At 64.5% G+C, this 19,338-nt stretch carries 11 protein-coding genes; 1 reads left to right on the top strand and 10 read right to left on the bottom strand.

Annotated elements, in window-relative coordinates:
- Positions 1 to 28: 28 nt before the first annotated feature.
- The 3 genes from Q8O96_RS22825 to Q8O96_RS22815 are packed head-to-tail and all read right to left on the bottom strand — an operon-like array spanning position 29 to position 5,717.
- A complete protein-coding gene (locus Q8O96_RS22825; RefSeq protein ID WP_102865055.1) occupies positions 29 to 2,188 on the bottom strand; it encodes a type I secretion system permease/ATPase in 2,160 nt (719 codons plus the stop codon).
- A gap of 2 nt (positions 2,189 to 2,190) precedes the next feature.
- Positions 2,191 to 3,579 (bottom strand): HlyD family type I secretion periplasmic adaptor subunit, encoded by a 1,389-nt coding sequence (locus Q8O96_RS22820; protein WP_207815137.1) that lies wholly within the window; start codon positions 3,577 to 3,579, stop codon positions 2,191 to 2,193.
- Positions 3,576 to 5,717 carry a type I secretion system permease/ATPase gene (locus Q8O96_RS22815; RefSeq protein ID WP_102865057.1) on the bottom strand — a complete coding sequence of 714 codons (2,142 nt, stop codon included), beginning with the start codon at positions 5,715 to 5,717 and terminating at the stop codon, positions 3,576 to 3,578. The genes Q8O96_RS22820 and Q8O96_RS22815 overlap by 4 nt, the downstream gene beginning before the upstream one ends.
- A gap of 489 nt (positions 5,718 to 6,206) precedes the next feature.
- On the opposite strand from Q8O96_RS22815, the gene Q8O96_RS22810 reads away from it, so the two are divergent.
- Positions 6,207 to 6,974: an ABC transporter substrate-binding protein gene (locus Q8O96_RS22810; protein ID WP_207815136.1), complete on the top strand. Its 768-nt coding sequence runs from the start codon at positions 6,207 to 6,209 to the stop codon at positions 6,972 to 6,974.
- A 133-nt stretch (positions 6,975 to 7,107) separates the two neighbouring features.
- Here Q8O96_RS22810 and pelG read toward each other — a convergent pair whose 3' ends face one another.
- From pelG to Q8O96_RS22775, 7 genes are read right to left on the bottom strand one after another with little or no spacing between them, the layout of a single operon-like run.
- Complete coding sequence (gene pelG, locus Q8O96_RS22805; RefSeq protein WP_102865059.1) at positions 7,108 to 8,478, bottom strand: exopolysaccharide Pel transporter PelG; 1,371 nt, start codon at positions 8,476 to 8,478, stop codon at positions 7,108 to 7,110.
- Complete coding sequence (gene pelF / locus Q8O96_RS22800; protein WP_305949447.1) at positions 8,479 to 10,011, bottom strand: GT4 family glycosyltransferase PelF; 1,533 nt, start codon at positions 10,009 to 10,011, stop codon at positions 8,479 to 8,481.
- On the bottom strand, positions 10,008 to 10,997 hold the full coding sequence (locus Q8O96_RS22795) for a lipopolysaccharide assembly protein LapB (RefSeq protein WP_305949446.1): 990 nt from the start codon (positions 10,995 to 10,997) through the stop codon (positions 10,008 to 10,010). Before Q8O96_RS22795 ends, pelF begins: the two co-directional genes overlap by 4 nt.
- A complete protein-coding gene (locus tag Q8O96_RS22790; RefSeq protein ID WP_102865062.1) occupies positions 10,975 to 12,345 on the bottom strand; it encodes a PelD GGDEF domain-containing protein in 1,371 nt (456 codons plus the stop codon). Before Q8O96_RS22790 ends, Q8O96_RS22795 begins: the two co-directional genes overlap by 23 nt.
- Positions 12,346 to 12,350: 5 nt before the next feature.
- Positions 12,351 to 12,872, bottom strand: a complete 522-nt coding sequence (locus tag Q8O96_RS22785) for a penicillin-binding protein activator LpoB (RefSeq protein WP_102865063.1) — start codon at positions 12,870 to 12,872, stop codon at positions 12,351 to 12,353.
- A 28-nt stretch (positions 12,873 to 12,900) separates the two neighbouring features.
- Positions 12,901 to 16,488 (bottom strand): tetratricopeptide repeat protein, encoded by a 3,588-nt coding sequence (locus Q8O96_RS22780; protein WP_305949445.1) that lies wholly within the window; start codon positions 16,486 to 16,488, stop codon positions 12,901 to 12,903.
- Positions 16,466 to 19,276, bottom strand: coding sequence for a bifunctional glycoside hydrolase 114/ polysaccharide deacetylase family protein (locus Q8O96_RS22775; protein WP_305949444.1), 2,811 nt, complete (start codon positions 19,274 to 19,276; stop codon positions 16,466 to 16,468). The genes Q8O96_RS22780 and Q8O96_RS22775 overlap by 23 nt, the downstream gene beginning before the upstream one ends.
- Between the last annotated feature and the right edge of the window lie 62 nt (positions 19,277 to 19,338).

Here is a 19,338-nt window from a genome sequence, read left to right as displayed (position 1 = left end):
TGGCTGAGTCCTCCTGCCGTGGGTGGGGTCAATCCTTCATCTGCAGTGCCCATTGCCGGGCATACACGCCGTCCAGGGCGAGCAGCTGTTGATGTGTGCCTTGTTCGAGCACCCGGCCCTGATCGATGACCAGAATCCGGTCCGCGTGGCGCAGGGTGTTGAGGCGATGGGCGACACTGATCACCGTGCGGCCGCGGACGATGCCCTGCAGATTGGCCATCACCGCCGCTTCCGACTCGTAGTCCAGGGCACTGGTGGCTTCATCCAGCAACAGGATGCCGGGGTTGGTCAGCAGGGCCCGGGCCAGGGCGATGCGTTGCCGCTGGCCGCCGGAGAGCTGGCCGCCCCGCTCGCCCACCTCGGTCTCGTAGCCTTGGGCCAGGGCCTCGATAAAGGACGCCGCCCCGGCCAGACTGGCGGCGTGCCGCACTTCGGCATCGCTGGCCTGAGGCCGGCACAGGCGGATGTTCTGGGCAATGCTGCCGGCGAACAGCACGCTCTCCTGGAGCACCACGCTCATGTTGCGGCGCAGGGCCACCGGGTCGGCGATGGCCAGGTCGATGCCGTCCACCAGCACCCGGCCGTGCTGGGGCACATAGAGGCGCTGCAGCAGGCGGGTCAGGGTCGACTTGCCGGAACCGGAGGGCCCGGTAATGCCGACGAACTCGCCCGGCTGGATCTCCAGATCCAGCTGGCGCAGCACCTCCTGGCCGTCTTCTTCGTAGCGAAAGCGCACACCCTGGAAGCTCACGGCGCCCTGCAACGCCGGCACCGAGGCCAGACCGCCGCTACCGCTTTCACAGTCGCTGTCGAGAATGTCCCCCAGGCGGCGCAGGGAAATCAGCGTGTGCTGAAAGTCCTGCCAGACCTGGGCCAGGCGCAGGATCGGCTCCACCACATGCCCGGCCAGCATGTTGAAGGCCACCAGCTGGCCGGGGCTCAACTGGCCGTCCAGCACCAGCATTACGCCCCACCAGAGCAACAGCGCCGCGGTCAGCTTCTGGATCAGGCCGATGCCCTGCCCGGCCCAGATGCCGACGATGCGGGTGTGGAACGCCGCCCGCACATAGGCCGCCAGCTGGCGCTGCCACTGCTGCTGGAAGGCGCTTTCGATGGCCCCGGTCTTGATGGTCTCGATGCCGCTCACGGTCTCGGTGAGAAACGCCGTGTTGGCCGCATTCAACTCGTATTCGCGCAAGGCCCGGCTGCGCAGCAAGGGCCCCACGCACAGCCAGAAAAGGAAATACAGGGCCAGGGAGCCCACCACCACCCAGGTCAGCAGCGGTGCATAGCTGTACATCACGGCGATGAACAGCCCGCAGAACGCCAGGTCCAGCACCAGGGTCAAGGCCGAGCCGGTGAGAAACTGGCGGACCTGCTGCATCTCGCCGACCCGGGCGATGATCTCGCCGCTCTGGCGGCGCTGGAAATACTCCAGCGGTAACTGGATCAGGTGCTGGTACAGGCGCGCGGACAACTCGGCGTTGATCTTGCTCGCCACATTGCTGAACAGCCAGGACCGCAACAAGCCGAACAATGGCTCGAACAGCGCCAGGGCCAGCATGGCGATCCCCAGCACTTGCAGGCTCGACAGGCCGCGACTGACCAGGACCCGGTCGATGATGTTCTCGAACAGCAGCGGCGTGACCAGCGCCACCCCTTGCAGCATCAGCGACACCAGCAGCACGCTGCGAAACTGGCGCCCATGCTTGAGGATCGACGGCAGGAACCAGGAGACGCCGAAACCACCGGTCTTGAGTTGCACGTGCCGCTCGGCCAGCAGCAGCACCTCTCCCGTTCGCTGATCCTGGCCCTGCCAGAGCGTCGCCAGCTCCTGGCGCGACAGGCTCTGGCATTGCCCCTGCAACGGCCAGAACACCCGGACCTGCTCGTCCTCTACCGCCTCCAGCACCGCCCAGCCGTGAGGGGTGTTCAACAGTGCCGGCAGCGGCAGGTGATGCAGGCGCTGCACCCGGCTCTGCACCGCCCGTGCGCGCAGGCCGATCCAGCCGGCGCAGCGTCGCAGGTCAAGGCTGTCGGCCGGACCTTCAACCCGTCCCAGGCGGTGAGTCAGTTGCGCCACGCTGATGTTCAGGTCGAAGCGCCGGGCGGCCCAGGCCAGGGCGTGCAGGCCGGTGTCGAGCAGCGTCGCTGAGGGTTCGGAGGCGGCATCGAAAGCGCGGGTCATGTTCAACGCTCCCGCAACGCTTCGGACTGATACTCACGAATCGGGCTCAGCAGGTAATTGATCACCCGCCGCTCGCCGGTGCGAATCTCGCCGGTCACGCTCATCCCCGCCTGCAAGGGCATCCAGCCCTGCCCCGCGGCAATGGCCGCACGCTCCAGGCGAATCCGCGTGGGGAACACCAGCCCCAGCTGGTCGTCCTTGATGGCATCACCGGAGACATGCTCCACCGTGCCGCGCAAGGTGCCGTAGCGGGTGTAGGGAAACGCATCCACCTTGATCTCCACCGGCTGGCCGGCCCTGACGAAGCCCACGTCCTTGTTCAGCACCATGACCTCGGCATCCAGCTCGGCCCCTTCGGGCACGATCACCAGCAACTGTTGCGCCGCTTGCACGGCGCCGCCCAGGGTATGCACCGCCAGTTGCTGGACCACGCCGTCCACCGGTGCCAGCAGGGTTTGCAGGCGCTGGCGGTCGCGGCCGCGAATCAGTTGCTGCTCAAGCACAGCGATCTCCTGTTGACTGCGGTTGAGCAGTTCGTGCTGCTCGCGCTGGGTCCTGGCCAGGAAGCTGTCGCGCTGCTCGCGACGGTTCTGCGCCTGGGCCTTGAGCACCTGCAGCTCGGCCTGTTGCTGGGCCAGCGAACGCTCGACTTCCAGTTGCTCCTTTTCCTGCTCAAGCAACTCGACCATGGGCATCAATTGTTCAGCCGCCATCGCCCGGCGTGCATGGAGCCGTTTGCGCACATTGCTGGACAGCTTGCCCAGGGCGCTGATCTCGCTGCCCCGGGCCCGCTGATTGGCCTGGTTGATGGCGATCTCGGCGTTGAGGCTGTCCAGGTTGGCGCTGATTTCCTTCCAGGTGCTCAGCAGTTGCTCCCGGGCCGCTGCTACCTGCTGTGCATCCAGGCCCGCCGGTGCCTGATAGCTGTGCAAGGGCTCCGGGGTCAGCAGTGCGCGAGCCCGGGCCAGCTCCAGACGTTTGAAGTCCAGTTGCGTGCGCAACTCGCTCAGTTCGGCGTCGATGCCAATCGGGTTCAGCGCCACCAGCACCTCGCCGGCCTTGACCCGCTGCCCGTCACGCACATGGATGGCCCGGACTTCACCTGCCTCGTGGGCCTGGATCACCTTGGTGTAGCTGGACACCATGAGGCGTCCGGCGGCACTGGCATGAATGTCGAGAAAACCGAAGATCGCCCAGCCCAGGGCCAGCAGGATCGCCAGGATCAGCAGCAGCGCCGTGCAGCGCGCCCAGGGCGCCGGTGGCCGCTCGACAATTTCCAGGTAGCCGGGCTGGAACTCGTACTCGTCGCGGCTGCGCTTGAGCCGCGTCCGTGCCTGCCCCAGGCGTTGCCAGGCGCGACGTGCGCGAGACAACAGCGTGCCGAACATCATGACGCCTCCTTGCTCAGCGCCTGCTGCAACGCCCACAGGCGCGCGTAGCAACCACCGTTGGCCAAGAGTTGCTGATGGCTGCCGGATTCGCTGATACGCCCCTGTTCCAGGGCGATGATGCGTTGGCAATGCCGTACCGCAGACAGGCGATGGGCAATGATGATCACCGTGCGTCCCTGGGCGATGCTTGCCATGTTGTCCTGGATCAGCGCCTGGGATTCGTCATCCAGGGCGCTGGTGGCCTCGTCGAAAATCAGCAGGCGCGGGTCGCCCATCAGTGCCCGGGCAATGGCGATGCGTTGCCGCTGGCCGCCGGACAACGAGCTGCCGGCTTCGGCCAGCACCGTGTCGTAGCCCAGGGGCAGGCGCAGGATGAAATCATGGGCACCGGCCAGGCGCGCTGCGGCAATCACGCTTTCCAGGGAAGCCGTGGGATGGCGCAGGGCGATGTTGTGGCGCACGCTGCGGTTGAACAGGTAGTTTTCCTGGAGCACCACGCCAATCTGGCTGCGCAGCCAGGCCGGCTGCAACTGATCCAGGGGCAAGCCGTCGATCAGGATGCGCCCGCCATCGGGGGTGTAGAGTTTCTGCAGCAGGCGGGTCAGCGTGCTCTTGCCGGACCCGGACGGGCCGACGATACCCAGGGTCTGCCCGGCGGCGATATGCAGGTCCAGGCCGCGCAGCACCCATGCAAGTTCCGGGCGGTAGCGGAACACCAACTGTTCGATGCGCACTTCGCCACGCAGCGCCTGAGTCGGGCGCAAATCCCCCTCGGCCTGCTCCACCGGCAGGTTGAGCATGTCGCCCAGCTTGTCCACCGACACCCGCACCCGGACGAACTGCTGCCAGACCTCGATCAGCTTGGCCACAGGCTGGCTGACGTGGGACAGCATCATGTTGAAGGCAATCAACTGGCCGATGCTCATCTGCAGGTCGATGACACGGCTCGCGCCCCAGCAGATCACCGCCACCGCGGTGACTTTCTGCAACAGCATCACGCTCTGGCTGATGGCGCTGCCCAGGGTCTGGCTGGCAAACCCGGCCTCGACCATCTGCGCCGTCTGCGACTCCCAGCGACGCTGCATGCGCGGCTCCACCGCCAGGCTCTTGATGGTTTCGCTGCTGCTGACGCTTTCATTGAGAAAGGCAGTGTTGCGCGCCGCGCTGTAGAACTGGCGCTCGATGCGCTTCTCCAGCGGGCCGGTGCTGAACCAGGCCAGCAGCGCATACAGCGGCAGGGTCAGCAGCACCAGCAGGGTCAAGGGCCAGGAAATCCAGGCCATGACCGCAAAGAACACCAGGGTGAAGGCCACGTCGACACACAGGGTCAGCAGCGAGCCGGTGAGAAACTCGCGGATGCTGTCCAGCTCCTGGACCCGGGTGATGATCGCCCCCACCTGGCGTTGCTTGAAGTACAGCAACGGCAGGCCCAGCAGATGGCGCAAGAGCTTGACCCCAAGGCCGATGTCGATGCGATTGGCGGTGTGCGCCGCCAGGTATTCACGCAAGCCCTTGAGCAGCACCTCGAACAGGCCCACCAGCACCAGGGTCAGCACCAGCACGTCGAGGGTCGACAGCGCCCGGTGCACCATGACCTTGTCCATCACCGCCTGGAAGAACAGCGGCGTCGCCAGGGCCAGCACCTGCAGCAACAGCGAGCACAGCAACACTTCGCCGAGTATCCGCCGATGGCGCAGCAGCTCCGGTACGAACCAGGACAGATCGAAGCGCAGGCCGCTCTGGCGCAGGCGAATCACCTCCCCGCTCCACTGCTCGGCCAACTGCTGGCGATCGAGCATGTCCGGAGTCGGCATTGAAGGTCGCTGCACCAGCGCCTGGGTGTCCGAGAGCCGCGCCAGCAGCATGAATTCGCCGCTGTGGTCGCGCCAGACCAGGGGCAGCATCTTCGGCGTCAGTCGGGCCAGCGCCAGGCGTTCCAGGCGCAGATCAACGCCGGCGTTGCGCGCATAGTCCCTGAGGGCCTGGCGCAGGTCCGGCGAGGGGGACTGCTCCTGGGATGGCGGCTGCGCAGCTGGCGGTAGGCGTTCCTGGGTCAGTTGCAGCAGCAGATGGCAACAGGCCAAGGCTGATTGAACGGCCGTATCGGCCGCGGATGAGGTGGCAGACAGCGTCGTCATAGCGGCGCGTCCGCAAAAAACAGGCTGCGGGGTGGTGCAATAGTGACTGGCATAGACCGCTCGTTGCTTGCTCCAGGGAGCGTGGAGGCACGAACGCAGTCTGAGTCAGCTAATTGCGAATGATAATCAGCAGTTTGATTGAAGCGTTTTAACTAAAACTTAAAGCTGTCCCCTAAATCCCCGGCATTCCCAGGCTGCGCATGCAGGGGGACCTGGTCCCAGGCTGACGAGGCTACTGATACAGCGCTGCCCACGGCTGTTCAACCTGAGTGTCAGCGCGTACCAGTCGCTGACCTCACCGGGTGCGCCAGCCCTGAACCGCGATGGCAATCAGCGGTCAAAATAATCCGTCAAATCCATCCATCTCTGCACATAACCCTCTAATCTTGGCGGCACGTTTTGCAGGTCGTTGCGGTCGGTCTTTGTAGGTGCCGAATACGCAGCGTTAATCCGAGAGCATGAAATGCCACTGTCTGTTGAGTTACTGCCATGACTCAGGTGAGTCAATCGTTGCGCCAGCGGGGGGCGCTGATCCTGACGACGCTGCTCGCGCTGATGGCCTGGGGGCCCGCAGTGTCTGGCGCAGAGTCCCGTAGCTTCGAGCTGTACATCGCCGAAGCGCCGCCTTTATCGATGCTGGATCAGTCCGGCCTGCATGGCATCGTCGGCGACGCGACACTGGAAGCGGCGACCCGGGCCGGATATGCGCTGCACTTTGTCGAAGTGCCTTGGGCACGAGCCCAGCAAAGCGTACGCAAAGGCGTCGACAAGCTGATCATTCCGCTGTCGCGCACGCCAGAAAGAGAGGCTGATTACACCTGGATCGCACCCATCATGACCATGGACAGAGCGTTTTTCAGCCTCGATAAACGCGTCCAGAGCATGCAGCAGGCACGGGAAACCTTTGCCCGCATCGCCGTTGGCCGAGGCAGCGCCCAAGAGCAAAAACTGCGGGCAGAGGGCTTTAGCGATGCCCAGATTTATCCGTTTGAGATTGGTGAGAATCCGGCGCAATTGCTGCTGATGGGGCGCGTCGATGCCTGGTTCAACGGCATTCCTGAAACGCAAGCTATCTGGCGCAAGCTGTCAAACAGGACGTTGCAGGTCAGTCCGTCCTTGATGAAGACCGATCTGTATCTGGCCTGCTCCAGACAGTGCGATGCGCTGCTCGTGCGCCACTTGCAGGCGGCAGTCGAGACACTGCGCAAGGACGGCACGCTGGAGCGGATAAAAAACGCTTACCTGAAAGAGCGGTGATCCGTTGCCCCGGCGCTGGTCAATCAGCACCTCGCGCCAGGGGGCAACTCACGCAGTGCACTGCAGCACCTCGGCCCTGTACCAGGCTTGCGCTGGCGTCATGACTGCGAGCCTGGAGGAGCCGTGCACGGCCTCAACGCGAGAGCATGAAGGTCTCGTACTCCAGGTCATCCAGCGCCGTCGACAGCCGCGCCAGCCCCAGCAATACGCAGATCAGCAGCGACAGGGTAAAGCCATAACCGAAGTAGCTCGGCCCCAGGTGCAGGCTCAGCAGGGTCAAGGCGGCGTTGAGGGCGACGAAGAACAGGCACAGCTCCAGCACGATTGCGCGTTTGTCGAGGTAGAAAAACACGTTGAGGATCGCCATGAACACCACCTGGATGCTCACCCCGATCAGGTCGATGTAGAACAGCGGCAGGTAATAACTGGACATCCCCAGCCACTCCAGCAGGCGCGGACCGAAGAGAAACAGCAGCACCACCGTCAGCCCCTGGACCTTGCAGATTTCCAGCAGGCCCTGGCGGATCGAGAAGGTCATCTCGGCTTTCAGCGAGCCGATATGCTGCAGGGTCTCGCCGTCGCGCACCGCGCGAAACAGCCGGTCGTACCACTCGGCGAAGTCGGTTTCGATCCTGACCAGAAACACCGCCATGCCGGGAATGATCGCCAGGTAGGCGAGGAAGATCGGCAAGTCGTAGAGGATCGAGGCGCGCATCGGCCCGATCACCTGGCTTGAGGTGTCCGGGTTAAACCAGAAGATGAACTTGTCGATCCAGATGCCCAGGTTGTAGCAGAACCCGGTCAACAGCAGGCTGAGGAACACCTGGCGACGGTCGAGGAAGTCGAAGGCCACCAGCTTTTCCGCCCGGTACTCGCGCAGGATGTCGTAGAGAAACAGGAACAACAGCGAGCTATGCCCCAGCAGCAACGCCAGCAACAAGCCTTCCATGCCCATGTGGCGCAGGAAGAATGCGCTGCCGACCATCAGTCCGTAGCCCACCAGCATCACCAGCAGGATGCGGTTATAGGCCTTCATCCCCGAGAGAAAGATGATCACCAGCCACAGGTTGCACAGCACCACGAAGTTGGCCAGGGTCAGCAGGCGGTAGAGCAGCGGCTGGTCGAACAGGGTGCCCAACAGCACGATGCCCAGCACCCCGGAGCCCAGGGTCACCAGCAGCAGTACACCCACCAGGTTCGGCAGGATCTGCTCGTACTTGCGCTCGAACAGGCGGTCGGAGACAAAACGGGTGAAGAACAGCTGCAAACCGCCGGTGAGGATCAGCGACGTGGCCATCAGGTAGGTCACGGTGATCAGGAACTGGCGGATCAACACCTCCGGAATCACCAGCCCCAGGCTGATGACCCCCACCAGCATCACGCTGAGAATCGACAGCACCCAGGGTCCGGAGCTGATCAGCCCGGCATAGACATAGGCGTGCAGCGTCGCCGTGTAGGAGTCGCGGGAGAGAATCTTGCGCAGTTCAAAACCGATGCCGGCCATTTACACAGCCTCCTTGTGTGCGGTGCCTATGGCGGTGTCATACAACGCGCGATAGCGTTCGATCATCAGGGTTTCGCTGTAGTAGCGGTGCACCCGCAGCAAACCGGCGGCCTGGGCGGACTTCCAGCGTTCGGGACTGCGCAGCAGGTCGATGATCGCCTGGGACGTGGCCTGGGGATCAGCGATGGCCACCACTTCCCCGGCCAGCCCCAGATCGCGGTCGGCCGCCTCGCCGCCCTCGATCAGCTCACGGCAGGAGCCCACGTCGCTGCTCACCACCGGCGTGCCGGCGGCCCAGGCTTCGAGAATCACCAGGGGCTGGGCCTCGCTGATGGAGGTCAGCACCATCAGGCCCAGTTGCGGCAGGATGTCCTGGATCTTCTGGAACCCGAGGAACAGCACCTTTTGCTCCAGCCCGAGACTGGCCACCAGGCTGCGACACTCGGCGACGTACTCGGGGTCTTCTTCTTCCGGCCCGACGATCCAGCCTTCGACCTGGGGCATGACGCTGACCACCCCGCGCATGGCCCGCAGGAAGGTCTTCACGTCCTTGATCGGCACCACCCGGCCGATCAGCCCGACCACCGGAGCGATGCCGTCGGCCCGGGACTCAAGGGCCTGGGTCCACACGTCCAGGTTGATGCCGTTGGGAATCACCCGGGTGCGCTCGGCCGGCGCGCCGTCCTTGATCTGGCGCTGGCGGTTGCCGTCGTACAGGGCAATGATCTGGTCCGCGCTTTCGTAGACCAGATGACCGATGCGCTCGAAGAAGCGCACCCAGAGCATGCGGATGTAACCGGAGCCTGCGTCCATGCTGTCGTTGAGCGCCTGGTTGCTGCTTTCGGCGATCCAGCTGGCCTGAGCCAGGTCGATCTTGCGCTCCTTGGTGTAGATCCCATGTTCGCTGAGCAGCAACTGGCAGCCCCACAGCTGCTTGAGAATGCAGCCCACCAGCCCGGCATAACCGGTTGAAATCGAGTGCAGGACCCGGGCCCGCGGCATGTGCCGGGCGGCATCGGCGAGCATCAGCAACGGCGACTGCATGGTGCGCAGGGTCCAGAAATAGTTGACGAAGGACGGGTCGGCACAGTGCTGTTCGTAACCTTCGGTCAGCGCCTCCCAACTGGGACGACTGTAAAGCACGTCATCCAGGGTGATACGCGCCTGGGCCAGGGAATCGAGCACGCCAATGCCCAGCTCGGCAGCCGGTTTCTCCGGGTTGTGCAGGTAACGGTACAGGTTGCTCAATTCCTCCAGGGACGCCGTGTGGGCAACCCGCTTGTGCTTGGGATTGCGCCAGGCCTCCTCCAGATACACTTCTTCGATGTGCACCACGTTGGCCGGGATCTCGTAGCGGCGCTGACCGTAGGCTTCGCGCTGCCCCCCAATGAACAGCACGGAAAAGGTCAGTTGCGGCAGACCGAGGATCATCTGGTGAATCCAGCTGGACACACCACCGCGCACATAAGGCCAGGTGCCCTCGAGCAACAGGCAGACATCGGCAATGGGCGTTGGGTTGACGGCGGTTTTCATGTCCAGGTCCTTACCAGCCCGGCAAAGGGCGGACGTTGTTGCATCTGCGGCGGCAAGCTTTTGAGCAGCGCGGGAATCTCTGAATAGTTGCCGGTTTCAAAGGCGATCTCGGCCCGAAACGGCAGGACCTTGGCCGGGTCCATGCCCGCTTCCTGGGCCTGGTGCATGTGCAGTCGCGCCTTGCCGATGTCGCCCCGCTCAAGGGCGATACGCCCGGCCAGCAACAGCAACTCGCCGCCCTCTCCCGCCTCCAGCGCCAGCTCGGCATGCTCGCCGGCTCGCCCTAGCACGTGCTGCTGGACGCTGCCCTGGGCCAGGCCCAGGTAGGCCAGTTCCCAGTACCAGCGCGCCAGGGTGGCATGCAAGGCACCGGCCTTCTTCGGCGCGGCACCGGGCAACTGTTCGAGGGCGGTCTGGATGCGCTGGTTGATGTCGGTTTCCTGCTTGTCGAGCATCGAATAGGCCAGCAGGCGGACATCGTCGCTGGGATCTCCCAGGGCCAGCTTGAGGATCGGCACCGCTTCCTTGCCCGGCATCTTGCGGGTGGCGAGCAGCGCTGCCAGGCGCTGGTCGGGGTCCGGGGCGTGGCGCAGCACGTCCTGCAAGCCGCTGTCGCCGAAGGTCGGCGAATGCAGATGGGTCTGGGCGCGAAACGGCAGTTCGGGAATGCCAACCGCCTGCCACATCTGCGTCTCGCGCTTGCGCGGCAGATACAGCGCCGGAAAGATCGCGGCAATCACCCCGACCGAGCCCAGCAGCGGTACAAAGAACGCCAGGCTGAAAATGAACAGCGGACTCCAGGGCAACGGCCGGCGATAGCGGGCCGGCAACAGCAGCCACACCGCCGCCGTCAGCAGGCCGCAGGCGATACCGTGGGACATTGCATACAGCAGCGCGATCTGCAGGTCGGGCAATTGAGTCGTCAGACTGGCCCAGCTCCCCACCTCGAAAAACAGCGCTCCGCTAAACAGCCACTTGCTGATCATTCAGGCCACACTCGTTGTACAGGAAGTTACGCAGCCCATCGCGTTGCCGGGCCGACTCCAGGTCGTAAGGCAGCACCGCGACCCCCAGGCTGGCCAGGTCCACGTTCATGCCGAAGTGCTCGTGAACCAGCTTGCCCAGGCGCGCCAGGTAGCCTTGGGCGCCCTCGGCACTGGTCAGTGGCAACAGCACCAGCAACAGCCCGTGCCCGCGACTGTTGACCAGGCTCAGGTGCAGGTCCAGCCCGCGCTGGCTGCGCTCGAACAGCCGCGCCAGTTCATCGTTGGGCTGGGTCAGTTCAAAGGCGTAGAGGCATCCGGACAGACCGTGTTGCTCGACATCCACCAGCGAACGCTTGAGCTGGCGGGTGAAATGCTGGGCGTCGGCGTTTTCCAGCTGCAGTACCTGTGAATCCGGGTGCAGCAGGTCGGCGATATGCCCGGCCAGCAGCGCCAGCAGGCTGAGGGTGCGCTCCTGGAAGGCAAAGAACGGCATCTGCCGCACCGCGAGAATCGCCAGCACCCGCCCCTGGGTATCGACCAAGGGAATACAGGCCTGCAGGGACGACACCGACGCCTGCCCGCCGCTGTCGAGCAGCTCTTCACGCACACTCACCAGCTCTTCGCGCTCCAGGCACAAGCGCACCAGCAGGTCCTGGTTGTCCAGGGGCCCCATGGTCCCGGTGGAGGCCAGCAGCGTCAGGGTGGGAGGCGCGCTACCGGCCTGCTCCACACGGTACAGCCCGGCCACCCGCAACGAGCCGTACTGGCCCAGCAGGGTCAGCACCGGCTCGGCCAGCAGGGTCAGCGAATCATCGCCATTGGGCACCGCACGCAGGCGCTCGCGCAGGCCCAGCAAGGAACTGCGCAGGCTCTGATCGCTGCCGGCCAGACGCTGCTCCAGGCGATCATGGGACACCCGCAGGATCTGGTGCGCCCGGGTGAAGTCGTCGAGTCGGTACTGGCGATACTCGTTGGCCATCTGCAAGCGCAACAGGCGCCGCTCCCACAGGTCGCGCACCTCGCCCACGAGCATGCCGCAGACCAGCACGCCGACGATGTAGGACGAAGCGATAGGCGCATAAGCCTCCAGCCCCGACTGACGCAGGATGAAGAACGCCGCCACCAGCAGGCTGGCGCTGATCAGGCCGCGGACAAAGCCGTAGCGCACGCCCAGCAACAACGGCGCCAGCACCGGCCAGGGAAACTCGGCCTGTACTTGCAAAGGGTCCTGCGGCGTCAGCCACAGCCCCAAGCCGATGACCAGCGCGGTCACCAGGAATGTTTCCAGCCATGACGCCGGACCGCTGGCGCGGGGCGCCAGCGCGTAGTCCATGTGTGGAGAGCTCATGACAGTCACTCGATCCTGAGGCCACCGACAAGCTTGTCGAGCACCTTCTGCGCTGCGCCAGCCAGGCTTTCACGAGACCAGCCGGCACGGGCGCCACTGTTGCTCCAGAGCACTTTGCCAGTGCCCGCCTCAACCACCCGCAGGCTGATGCCCACCGCCGGCTCGCCATCCAGGCCATTTTTGTACTGCCACTCTTCAACACTGCCGGACACCACATAGTCGAGCTTCTGCTCGCGGGCCCAATCCATGGCACCGGCCAGACGCTCGTTGTCGTCGAGCAAGGCCTGCTCGCCCTGCCCCGGCGCGCCGCTGTAGACCTGGGGTTGCAGGCCGCGGCTGCTCAGCACGCTGAGCAGAATCTGCTCACTGCGCTCCCCGGCCTGGGGCGTCTGGGAATAGTTGACCAGCGGCAACACGCCCCAGCGCGCACTCTTGGACAGTTCAGGGCTGTCTTGACCGGTAAAGCTGGTGCAGCCGGCCATCAGCAAAGCGGCCATCGCCAGACTCACGCAACGAATGGATTGCATAAGGTTCACTCCTCTTTGAATTCCATGATCAGCGTCCGAAACGCACGCTGTAGCTGACACCTGCGGTGCCACCGGACTGGCCAGTTCCGCCTTGTGGCGCCGACTGGTAGCCGAAGGTCACTGCCAATTCGTCATCCCCTATGACCTCGGTGCCGATACCGGTACTGATGGCGTAGTTGATGGTGTTGTCGGTCCACTGCCAGCCGGAGCTGACGTCCACCAGCCAGGTGTATTGCCCGCGCGTGCGGTTCAATGCCCCCGGGAAGCCACGCCGCCACGAACTGCCGAAGAACAGTTGGCCGTAGTGTTTCTGCAGCAGGGTCTGGCTGTTGATCTGGTCCGGATTGTCGAGTTCGGCCCCGATCAGGTCGATGCCCCCGCCCAGGGTATTGGCCAGGTTGGGCAGCGAACGGTTGTTCAGGCTGTTTTGCTGGTAGTCGATACCGCTGCGCAATTGCCAGTTCGGCCCTTCGAACTGCAGGGTGTGATCGAACTCGATCTTCAACGCCTGACCATTGCCCAGGTCATCGCCGCCGCGGGTCGAGAACCAGCGCTGGGCCAGGCTCCAGGACAACTGGTCACGGGCCGAATAGCGATGCCGCCCACCGACCCAGACATCATTCTGCCGGCCGAAGGTGCGCATGTAGCCGCTGTCCTCGTTCTTGCGATGCCAATCGGCGCCGACGTCCAGTTCGTTGCCGCTGTCCACCTGCCAGGTGCGGCTGGCGCCCAGGCCGTTGCGGTCATCGTCCTTGCGCAGGCTGCTGTCGAAAATCAGCTTGTAGTTGCCGTTCTCCAACTGCCGCTGCAAGGTCAATTCGGTATTGGTCTCGTTGCCCAGGCGCGATGGGTCGAGGACATCGCCGCTGTATCGACCCTGCTCCAGTACCAGCTTGGCGTACCAGTTGTCGTTCAGGTAACGCGCCGCGGTGAGGCGCGGGCCGTTGAACACCAGTCCGCCGTAGTCCTGGCGATCCCAGGCGATCTGCACACCTTGGGGGGTGCGCTCGGTCAACTCGATGGCCTGGCGCCGCAATTGCTCACGGAGCGACGCAGACTGGTCCTCGCCGAGCGCCGACAGGTCCACGGCCAGGGCTTCGCCACTGCGCCCCAGGCTGTTGAGGGCCTCGACCCGTTGCGCCGGGTCCAGGTCGTCGCTGGCCACCAGGCGTTCCAGGGCCTGGCGGTTGTTGCCGCGCAGGGCTTCCTGGATCTGTTCGTAGCGATTGACCTTGAGGCCACGGGCGCGGGCCCAGGCCAGCCAGTCATCTTTCTGCGCCGACTGATTGATCTCATCCAGGCGGGCCAGCATCTGCTCGAACCACAACTGCAGCATCGGCTTGGAGCCGTCCTGCCATTGCATCGCCTTGTTCAGCGCCTTGCGCGACGAGTAGCTGCTGGCCACCAGGCGCAGCCAGGTCGCATAGCCCTGAGGCGTGGCGCGGATCTGCTCAGGCGTCACTTCACGGTTGAGCTTGAGCCGCAGGCGCTGGGCCGAGTCGGCATAACCCGCGCCTTCCAGGGCGTCGGCGTAGGCCGCCTGGACCATCCAGTCCTGAGGGTTGCTCCGCAGGTACAGGCGGTACCAGGCCAGGGCCTCGGTATTGCGCCCGAGCAACTGACTGGCAGCGGCAAACGGCAACCATAGGGTGCTGTCACCGCGGGCCAGGGAGCGCCATTGCTGCAACAGCGGCTTGAGCTCGCCGGTGCGGCCCAGGTCGACATACAGCCACATCAGGCGCTCGCGGAAGGTGTTGTCATCCGGGAAGCGGCTCAAGCCCAGGCGATACAGGCGCAGGGCCTCGTCGGTACGGCCTTGTTGCACCGCCAGCGCACCGCGGGCAGCCAGGACCTGGGAGCGGTCGGAGGCATCCGGGTACTGGTCGGCCTCCTTGAGCAGGTCGACCACCAGTGGCCAGTCCTGAAGCTCCTGGGCCAGTTGCAGGGCCGCAATCAGGCGTTGCGGATTGTGCTCACGGCGCCAACTGTCAACGGTCAACTGCAAGGCCTTGCGCGGATCGCGGACGCGATAGAGGGCAATCAACTCACTCTCGTCGCCACTATTGAGCGAGCCCTTGATGGCCAGCATCTTCTCCAGTGCCAGCTGCAGTTCATCGTCCAACTCCAGGTCCCACGCCAGTGCGGCACGGGACTGCCAGTAGTTGAAGTCATCGATCTTGTTGCCGTCGACTGCGGTGATCACCTTCCAGGCCGACGGGCTGTCAAACAGCTTGAGGTGGTTGTTGGCCCAGTCCACCCGCTCGGTGCTGGTCAACGGATAAAGGCCGGCGAAACGCTTCCAGACCGCCAGCCGCTGCGGGTACTGCGCGGTGTTTTCCAGGTTCTGCAACAGGCGGACCCAGGCCAGCCGGTGTTTCGGGTATTTGCCGACATAGCGGCGCAGCCACTGTTCCGCCTGCTCGGGCGTGCCTCTGGACTCTTCGGCGTACACCAGGGCATCGAGTTCGACATCGCTCAAGGCCCGGGTGTTCATGATCCCCGCCAACAGTGGAATGCCCCGGTCGAAATCGTAGGTCTGCATCGCCAGGCGCCAGGTGTGCTCGAACTCGGCCGGGTTGTTGCGCAGCTTGCTCAGGCTGATCCAGTAGCCCAGCGCCGAGGCCGAATCGCCCTGCCATTCGGCAAGATGAGCCATCTGCTCCAGCAGCAGCGGATCATCCGGATGCAACTGGAGCAACTGCGTGCCCACGGCATGGGCACCGTCGAGGTCACCGAAGGCCAGGCGCTGCTTGAATTCCTTGGCCAGCACTTCCGGGCTGTCGGGTTGCAACTTGCGCCAGGCACTGAAGAACTGCTCGGCCAGGTCCCTGCGGTTGTGCGCCACCGCCACGTCGACGCCCTGATCCAGCAGCGCCGCATCCAGCGCCTCCGGCTGGCTGGCCAGTTCCCGGGCCAGCAGCTCGGCGGCCTGATCGCCACGATCCGCTGCCACCAGGCTCTTGAAGGCTTTCTCCAGGAACTGGCGACGCGCTTGCGGCGTCTGGCTGGCATCGAGCAGTTGCACATAGAGATCGGCGGCGCGTCCGGGTTGCTCGCTGGCCTGGTACCACTTGGCCGCCTCGGGCAGCCATTGATCGCGCTGCTTGGGATCGCGACGGGCCAGTTCGGTATAGACATCCGCCGCCAGTCCCGGGGCCTGGGCACTCAAGGCCAGCGTGGCCAGGCGCTCGAGCTGCGGGCTGGGCAGTGTCTTGTAGTCAAAGGCCTTGAAGCGCTCGGCCAGGGCCTGCAACGCGGCGCTGTCGGTGCTGTTGTTCAGCGCCAGGGCATCGAGTTGCAAGCGGTAGTAGGCCTTCAATGCCGGATCGGGCTGTGGCCACTGCGCCAGGTGCTTTTCCGCCCTCGGGTAGTCGCCCAGCTGAATCAGCAGATCGAGCAACTGGGTGCGCAACTCGTTGTTGTCCGGGTGGGCCGCCAGCAGGACTTCGGCATAGCTGGCGGACACTTCGTCCGGTTGGCCGCCCTTGGGACGGAACGCATCTTCGTTGCGATAGGTCGCCCACAGCAGCACGCCGACGACAATCGCCACCACCAGCAATGCCCAGGGATTGAGCAGCCGCGCGCGTGGGGCCTTAGTTGCAGAAGAGTTGGGCATCACTCACCTGCTTCATGGGAAGTTGGAAATGCCACAGGCCCTGCTCGGACTTGCCGGCATAGCGTTGGCCCTGGACCTCGACCCGGCAGGGGCTGGCCGAACGCACCGAGAACTCCAGGTTGAATTGACCGGCAAATGAGAATGTCACCTGTCGGTCGCTCACATAACGCCAGTCACGCAGGGGAATGTTCGCCAGCTCCAGAGCCGGACGTGGATCACGCTCAGGCCGCAGGGCCAGCAGCGCATGATCGCGGCTCAAGGCCACATAACGCCCCTGAGGCAGATCGCGGACCCCCGCTACGCCCTGGGAACGGCCGAGGTCCGGCCAGCCCAGCGCCGGGTCCAGGCGCAGGGTGCGCAAGCCATCCATGCCGCGAACCTGCCAGTCACCATTGGGCGTACGGGCCAGGCTGGCCTGGTACAGGCCATGGATCCGATCCAGGTAGTCGCTCATCCACAAGGACATCGGCTGCTGGCCACGCATGAACCGATAGATGTCGGTCATGGCCTTGATCGATGCCTGCTTGGTCCCCGAATAGAAGTGGTAGTACAGGTGAATGCCCCGCAGGCGCCGTGGGCTGTCGGTCAGTTCGAAGGTGTCGATCACGTCGCGAAAGCCGTAATACGGGCCTTTCCAGAGGTTGGTGTACATGTTCTCGTTGATCACCGGCGCGTAGTACTGCAAGCCGCCTTCGGTGGGACGCAGCAAGGGGTACAGGCCGGTCAGCGAGGGATTGGCCTTGGTCAGGATGGTCTGCCCGCCGTTGACGTTTTTCAGTCCGGCGTCGTAGGCCAGCTTGATGGTCTCGGCGCTGGGCAGCGCGTCCCCCGGCCAGAAGAGCAGCTTTACCGGCTTCTGCGCGGTGGTCAGGCGGCTATTGATGTAGTCCCGCGAGCCGAGGATCTCGCGCTTGTAATCCAGGTTCTTGTACCCCGGGATATTCAGGCGCAGGCCGTATTCAGCGCTGAAGTCCTCGTCCTTCTTGGCCTTCTCCGGCTGCAGGTAGAACGGGTGACTGTAGGTGTGGGTGGCCACTTCGACCTTGGGGTCGGCAAAGATCTCCTGGGCGATCGGCTCCAGTTCCCTGGCCAGAAACGGCGACATGCCCTTGGGCCCGATCTCCCCTTCGATGATCGACACCGAGGTCAGGTACGGGTTGGGACGAATGTAGTCATCCAGCACCTGGCGCCCGGAATACGGGGTGCCGCGCACTTCGGCGCGGGAGGGAAAGCCGTCGCCGTCGATATGCACGGTGGCGATCCGCCGGCCGTTCTCGGTGGTGGTGTCCGGGCGCGGTTGCGCCGGCAGACGCAGGGCTTTCTGGATAAAGGCGAAGGGGTCGAGAATCCAGCGGCTGCGCTCGATATTGGACTCCACCACATAAGGCGCCAAGGCCATGCCGCCCCAGGCGCCGATGGCCACGGGGGCGTACTTGCCACCCTTGTCATCGCCCAGCAACAGTGCCGGTTTCGGCCCGTCGGGCAGCAGCGTCACCCGGGTCAGTTCACGGGAACGGGCCACGACCGGCGCTTCGAAGCCACCGATCAGCGTCTTGTCCTGGCTCAGCACCTGCAGTGCCCCGCGAGCCCCCGGCGCTGCGAGGTTCAGCCCCAGGCGCTTGAGCAGTGCGCGATCTTCGATGGGCAGCCCGGCCATGATGGCCAACGGCACCTGTTCGTCCAGACGTTGGCCAATCCAGCTGTTAAAGGCACGACTGTCCTGGGGCGGGCCGCTGGTCATCCACAGCACCACCCCGGCATAGAGGCCGGCGAAGTTGTAGGACGGCAGGCTGTCATCGGCGGGCAGGTAGTCGACCCGATAGCCCAGGTATTCCAGCAGGCCGCCCAGCATCCGGTGCCCGGCGTGGTCGTAGAGTTCACCTTCACGCGGGTCATAGAGCATGGCGATGCGCCGCGGCTGCACTTCCACGGTGCTCATGCCGATGGCATTCAGGTCCGGGGTGGTGACCACCGGGATAAAGCCTTCCTGACTCAATTGGCGCACCAGCTTGCGCGCCTCTTCACGACGGTTGGACGGCAAGTAGTCAATGGCCACCAGTGGAATGTTTTTTGCCCGCAGTGGTTTGAGTTCGCCTTCGAGCCAGTTGCGATCGGACTCGGACACCGGACGATAACGCTTGGTCGAGGCATCCCAGCCGGCATGGATCGATTCGACCGCCACGGCCGAGGCGACGCCGTCGAGTTCGCCCAAGACCTCGAACCCCCGGTTGAAGAACAGTTTGAGGTTCGGCAGGCGGCTGTGCAGTTCCCGCAGGAACGACGCCAGGGCCTGGCGTTGCGGTTCGCGATCGGCTTCGGGAAGCAACTGGAAGCTGTCCAGGGTATCGAGGAACAGACCGGCATAACCCTGGTCCTGCAAGGCCTTGGCACGCTTGAACAGGTGTTCGCGCCAGGCCGGGGTGGCGATGTCCATCACCTGGCTGTTCCACGCCTTGTTGCGGATGGCGCTGGCTCCGTGGCTCAGGGCTTCCTTGTCCAGTGCGGCGCGATCGCCATCGAACTCGCCCACCGACAGGTAGGCGAACGGCTGGCTGCCCAGCTTGCGCAAGGTAGCGACATCCCCTGGGGCCATATGACCGGGCTCGACCACCGCCCACTCGAACTGCGCCAGCTCCGGCAGCGGCGGTTGCTCGGCGTACCAGAAACCGACGCTGGCGGGAGCCGCCGGGGCGGCTTGCACCAGCGAATGGCCGGCACATAAAGCTAATGCAGTAAACAGACGCCGAACCACTGTGCAGACACTCCCCCGGCGAAACTCCATGTCCATCACTCACTCTTCAAATAGATCAATCCGCACAACAGCAAACGTTCAAGTCCCCGGAAACGGGT

It is taken from the genome of Pseudomonas sp. LPH60, assembly GCF_030718165.1.
GTDB lineage: Bacteria > Pseudomonadota > Gammaproteobacteria > Pseudomonadales > Pseudomonadaceae > Aquipseudomonas > Aquipseudomonas danubii.
Note: the sequence above shows the minus strand (reverse complement) of the source record. Positions and strands in the feature narration are given on the sequence as shown.

What these genes read in the sequence shown, in the direction of transcription:
- Q8O96_RS22825 (WP_102865055.1), bottom strand. Translation starts at nt 2,188, where the DNA reads ATGACCCGCGCTTTCGATGCCGCCTCCGAACCCTCAGCGACGCTGCTC.
- Q8O96_RS22820 (WP_207815137.1), bottom strand. Translation starts at nt 3,579, where the DNA reads ATGATGTTCGGCACGCTGTTGTCTCGCGCACGTCGCGCCTGGCAACGC.
- Q8O96_RS22815 (WP_102865057.1), bottom strand. Translation starts at nt 5,717, where the DNA reads ATGACGACGCTGTCTGCCACCTCATCCGCGGCCGATACGGCCGTTCAA.
- Q8O96_RS22810 (WP_207815136.1), top strand. Translation starts at nt 6,207, where the DNA reads ATGACTCAGGTGAGTCAATCGTTGCGCCAGCGGGGGGCGCTGATCCTG.
- pelG (WP_102865059.1), bottom strand. Translation starts at nt 8,478, where the DNA reads ATGGCCGGCATCGGTTTTGAACTGCGCAAGATTCTCTCCCGCGACTCC.
- pelF (WP_305949447.1), bottom strand. Translation starts at nt 10,011, where the DNA reads ATGAAAACCGCCGTCAACCCAACGCCCATTGCCGATGTCTGCCTGTTG.
- Q8O96_RS22795 (WP_305949446.1), bottom strand. Translation starts at nt 10,997, where the DNA reads ATGATCAGCAAGTGGCTGTTTAGCGGAGCGCTGTTTTTCGAGGTGGGG.
- Q8O96_RS22790 (WP_102865062.1), bottom strand. Translation starts at nt 12,345, where the DNA reads ATGAGCTCTCCACACATGGACTACGCGCTGGCGCCCCGCGCCAGCGGT.
- Q8O96_RS22785 (WP_102865063.1), bottom strand. Translation starts at nt 12,872, where the DNA reads ATGCAATCCATTCGTTGCGTGAGTCTGGCGATGGCCGCTTTGCTGATG.
- Q8O96_RS22780 (WP_305949445.1), bottom strand. Translation starts at nt 16,488, where the DNA reads ATGCCCAACTCTTCTGCAACTAAGGCCCCACGCGCGCGGCTGCTCAAT.
- Q8O96_RS22775 (WP_305949444.1), bottom strand. Translation starts at nt 19,276, where the DNA reads ATGGACATGGAGTTTCGCCGGGGGAGTGTCTGCACAGTGGTTCGGCGT.